5 protein-coding genes are annotated in these 4,639 nt (G+C 72.3%); 4 read left to right on the forward strand and 1 reads right to left on the reverse strand.

The window, feature by feature from the left end:
- From J0670_RS30670 to J0670_RS30685, 4 genes are all read left to right on the forward strand, one after another.
- A partial coding sequence (locus J0670_RS30670) for an NtaA/DmoA family FMN-dependent monooxygenase (protein ID WP_243437753.1) occupies positions 1-1,365 on the forward strand: 1,365 nt, incomplete at its 5' end.
- A 35-nt stretch (positions 1,366-1,400) separates the two neighbouring features.
- A complete protein-coding gene (locus tag J0670_RS30675) occupies positions 1,401-1,985 on the forward strand; it encodes a flavin reductase family protein (RefSeq protein ID WP_207815031.1) in 585 nt (194 codons plus the stop codon).
- Positions 1,978-2,412 (forward strand): riboflavin kinase, encoded by a 435-nt coding sequence (locus J0670_RS30680; RefSeq protein WP_207815032.1) that lies wholly within the window; start codon positions 1,978-1,980, stop codon positions 2,410-2,412. The genes J0670_RS30675 and J0670_RS30680 overlap by 8 nt, the downstream gene beginning before the upstream one ends.
- A gap of 175 nt (positions 2,413-2,587) precedes the next feature.
- Positions 2,588-3,343: a nicotinamide mononucleotide transporter family protein gene (locus tag J0670_RS30685; RefSeq protein ID WP_207815034.1), complete on the forward strand. Its 756-nt coding sequence runs from the start codon at positions 2,588-2,590 to the stop codon at positions 3,341-3,343.
- Between the two features lie 84 nt (positions 3,344-3,427).
- Here the strand turns inward: J0670_RS30685 and J0670_RS30690 are convergent.
- Positions 3,428-4,639: SufS family cysteine desulfurase (locus J0670_RS30690; protein ID WP_207815036.1), on the reverse strand; the 1,212-nt coding region annotated here is incomplete at its 5' end.

The raw sequence follows: 4,639 nt of genomic DNA on the forward strand, positions 1-4,639 counted from the left end.
TTCAACGGAGAACAACCCATGCGCAACCTCAAGCTCGGACTGTTCGAGAACGCCCAGACCAACGCGAGCGGTACCGCCACCTGGCGCCACCCCGACAGCCGCCGGCACCTGTTCGACACCCTCGGGTACTGGCAGGAGATCGCGGGGATCTGCGAGGACGCCAAGCTGGACTTCCTGTTCCTGGCCGACGCCTGGGGCTGGTCGGAGATCAACGGGGTGCGTCCGCCGATCGCCACCGAGGAGACCCTGGACCTGCCGCGCCTGGACCCGTTCGTGATCGCCTCGGCGCTGCTGGCGAGCACCACCGACCTGGGCCTGGTGGTGACCGGCTCGGTGCTGGTGGAGCCGCCGTACGCGTTCGCCCGCCGGCTGGCCACCCTGGACCAGCTGTCCAGAGGCAGACTCGGCTGGAACATCGTGACCACCGGCACCGCCGACACCGCGGTCAAGGCCTTCGGTATGGACATGGTGGCGCACGACGACCGGTACAAGATGGCCGAGGACTTCCTCGATCTGGTCTACAAGTACTGGGAGGGCTCCTGGGAGCCGGACGCCCTGGAGAAGGACAAGGACGGCCGGTTCGCCGACCCGGCGAAGGTGCACCTGGTCGAGCACGAGGGCCCGTACTTCCGCTCGCACGGCTACGGCAACACCGCCCGTTCCCCGCAGGGCACCCCGGTGCTGTTCCAGGCCGGTGCCTCCCCGGCCGGGCGGCGGGTCGGCGGGCGGCACGGCGAGTGCATGTTCGTCGGCAGCGGTTCGGTGCAGCAGCTCGCCGCGCACACCGCGGCGATCCGCGAGGAGGCCGTGAAGGCGGGCCGCCGCGCGGACGAGGTCAAGGTTATGTCGGCGTTCTCCTGTGTGGTCGGCGCCACAGCCTCGGACGCGGAGCGCCGCTGGCAGCGCGTCCTGGACGCCCAACGTCCGGAGGTCACGGTCGCCAGCTACGCCATGTTCACCGGCCTCGACCTGTCCTCGTACGCGCCGGACACCCCGATGACGGAGCTGTCCACCGAGATGTCGCAGACCCAGGTCGCGCGGTTCGCCGGCAAGACCGTCGGCGACGTGCTCGCCGACTGGCACACCCACGGCGTCGGTGCCCGTCCGGTGGTCGGCACCGCCGAGGAGATCGCCGACGAGATCTGCTCCCTGGCGCAGGGCGCCGACCTGGACGGCTTCCTGCTCTCGCCGACCGTGCAGCCGGCCTCCACCACGGAGTTCGTCGAGTCGGTGCTGCCGATCCTGCGGGCCCGCGGCGTCTTCCGCGGCGAGTACGCGGCCGGCGAGTCGCTGCGCGAGCGGCTGACCGGCGCGTCGGACCGGGCCCTGCCGGCCAGCCACCCGGCCGCGCAGTACCGCCACTGAACCACCCCATTCGCGACGAGAGGACGGCGACGACCATGGTCACTCCCACTCACCAGCCGACCCCGCCCACCCCGTCCGCGGAGCCGTACGCGGTGGGATCGAAGGCGGTGGAATCGAACACGGTGGAACTGAGCACGGCGGAGCCGAACGCGGCGGTGCTGCGCCAGGCGTTCGGGGCCTACCCCACCGGAGTGGTCGCGCTCGGCGCGCTGCGCGGCGGCGAACCGGTCGGGCTCGCGGTGAGCTCCTTCGTGTCGATCTCGCTGGAGCCGCCGATGGTCGCGATCAGCGTGGCCCGCACCTCGACCACCTGGCCGAGGCTGGCGGAGGCACCGGTGCTGGGACTGAGCGTGCTCAGCCACGGCCAGGGCGCGCTCTGCCGGAAGCTCGCCTCCCGGGTGGGCGACCGCTTCGACGGCACCGGCTGGCGGCCGACGCCGGACGGCGCGGTGCTGATCCACGACGCGGCACTGTGGCTGACCGCCCGGGTCAACGCGGTGTACGACGGCGGCGACCACGAGATCGTCCTGATGGAACTGCTCACCGCCGAGCTGTTCCCCGGAGTGGAGCCACTGGTCTTCCACACCAGCCAGTTCCGCGAGCTCAGCCCCCATGCCTGACGCTCCGACGACCCCCCTGACCGGCACCGTGGTGCGCGGCGCCGGCCGGGGGAGGGGCCTGGGCTTCCCCACCGCCAACATCGCCCCCGACCCCGGTACGCCCGTCCCACCGCCCGCGATCTACAGCGGCTGGCTGGCCCGCCGAGCGACCGGCACCGTGCACCGCGCGACGATCAGCATCGGTACCAACCCCACCTTCTGCGACACGTCCGAGATCCACACCGAGGTGTACTGCCACGACACCTCGGGCGAGGTGGGCGACCTGTACGGCGAGCGCGTCGACCTGTGGTTCGTCGCCCGCATCCGGGACACCGAGAGGTTCGCCTCCGTCGACGAGCTGCTGCTCGCCGCCCGGGAGGACGTCCGCCGCTCCGAGTCCCTGCTGGACTCCGAGCACGGACGGCACGTCCTCGCCGCCCTCTCCTGATCCACCTCCTGGTCCACCTCCTGATCTCCGGCACCACCTTCTCGCCTGCCCGGCCGCAGTCCCGCCCACGCGACTGCGCGCTGCGCCCACGCGCCCGGTCGGCCCCGCACCCCCGCTTCGGCGGGGCCGACCGTCCTTCCCCCCACCTCGCTCCACACGAACAAAGGTGTGAGTCATGAGCGCATTCCACTGGCTGAACGAGCAGTTCGGCTTCTTCGGTCTCCCCGTCTACTGGTCCGACTTCCTGGGCAACATCCTGGCGCTCGCCACCGTCTGGCTGGCGCTGCGGCGCTCGCTGGTGGCCTGGCCGGTGCAGATCCTCGGCTCGGTGCTGCTGCTGATCGCCAGCCTGAACGTGCACCTCGGCGGCAACGCCGCCCGGCAGATCGTCATCATCGTGTCGGCCACCTGGGGTTGGGCGACGTGGAGGCGCAGTCGCGAGCAGGAAGGCACGATCAACGTCCGCTGGGCGTCGTGGCGGGAACGCGCCGTGCTGATGGTCGCGATGGTGCTGGGGACGGCCGCGTTCGGCGCGGTGCTGAAGTGGTCCGACGCCTCGTTCTACCCCGGCGCGCCGTGGTGGATGGTCCTCGCGGACGCCTGGATCTTCGTCGGCTCGATCCTCGCCATGTACAGCCAGGCCCGCCGCTACGTGGAGTTCTGGTTCGTCTGGCTGGCCGTCGACCTGGTGGGCGTGCCGCTCGCGGTCCACTCCGAGTTGTACTTCTCCGGCATCGTCTACGGGATCTTCTTCGTGATGGTGCTGCTCGGCATCCGCGACTGGGCGTCCCGCAGCAAGCCGCAGGAGATCGCCTCGCCGCTGGAGCCCGCCGTTCTGGTCGAGGCCCGGGAGGACACCCGGGACGACGGAGCCCGGGGCGATGCCCGCCCGGGCCGGGACTCCTCCTCCCGCGTCGGGGCCGCCGACTGACGGCCGGCCCAGCCTCGCCGCGTACCAGCGACGGGTGTGCGGGCCCCGTTGCGGGGGCCCGCACACCCTGCGGCCGCAGCCGGGCTACCGGGCGGTGGCCGTCCGGATCCCCTGCAAGGCGGCCACCAGCGCGTCGACGTCCTGCACGGTGTTGTACAGGGCCAGCGAGGCCCTGACCGCGCTGTGCAGTCCGTAGGCGGCGAGCGCCGGCTGGGCGCAGTGGTGGCCGGCGCGTACCGCGATGCCCTGCTGGTCCAGGGCACGGGCGAGGCCGATCGGGTCGGTGCCCGCCACCAGGAAGGTCAGCACCCCGATCTTCCCCGGCGCGGTGCCGATCAGCCGCAGCCCGGGCACGGTCGCCAGCGCGGCCGTGGCGTACTCGGTGAGCCGCACCTCGTGCGCGGTGGCGGCCTGCCGGTCCAGCCCGGACAGGTAGCGCAGCGCCGCCCGCAGGCCGGTGACCCCGGCGATGTGGCCGGTGCCGGCCTCCAGCCGGTGCGGGACGGGGGCGTAGGTGGTCTCCTCGAAGCTCACCGAGTCGATCATGTTCCCGCCGCCCTGCCACGGGGGCATCGACTCCAGCACGTCCCGCTTGCCGTAGAGCACGCCGATTCCGGTCGGGGCGAAGACCTTGTGCCCCGAGAAGGTGTAGAAGTCGGCGTCCAGCGCGGTGACGTCCACCGGGAAGTGGCTCACCGCCTGCGCGCCGTCGACCAGCACCCGGGCGCCGTACCGGTGGGCGAGTGCGGTCATCTCGGCCACCGGCGGGACGGTCCCCAGCACGTTCGACGCGTGGGTGAGCGCCACCAGCCTGGTCCGGAAACCGAGCAGGTCGCGGTACGCGTCCTGGTCCAGCCGCCCGTCCGGGAGCAGCGGGATCGGGACGACCCGGGCCCGGCGCTCCTTGGCGATCAGCTGCCAGGGCACCAGGTTGGAGTGGTGCTCGGCCGCCGAGACCAGGATCTCGTCGCCGGCCCCCAGGTTCGCCCGGCCCCAGCTCTGCGCCACCAGGTTGACCGCCTCGGTGGTGCCCCGGACGAAGACGATCTCGTCCGGGTCCGGGGTGCCGAGCAGCCTGGCGGCCTCGGCGCGGCCCTCCTCGTAGACCTGGGTGGCCTGTTGGGCGAGGGTGTGGGCGCCGCGGTGGACGTTGGAGGTGGCCGTCGCGTAGTGCTCGGCGACCGCCTCGGTCACCTGGCGGGGCTTGAGGGTGGTGGCCCCGTTGTCCAGCCAGACCAGCGGGTGGCCGTTCACCTCCCGGTGCAGCTGCGGGAAGTCGCGGCGGACGGCCTCGAC

This window comes from Streptomyces sp. FH025 (genome assembly GCF_017427025.1).
GTDB lineage: Bacteria > Actinomycetota > Actinomycetes > Streptomycetales > Streptomycetaceae > Kitasatospora.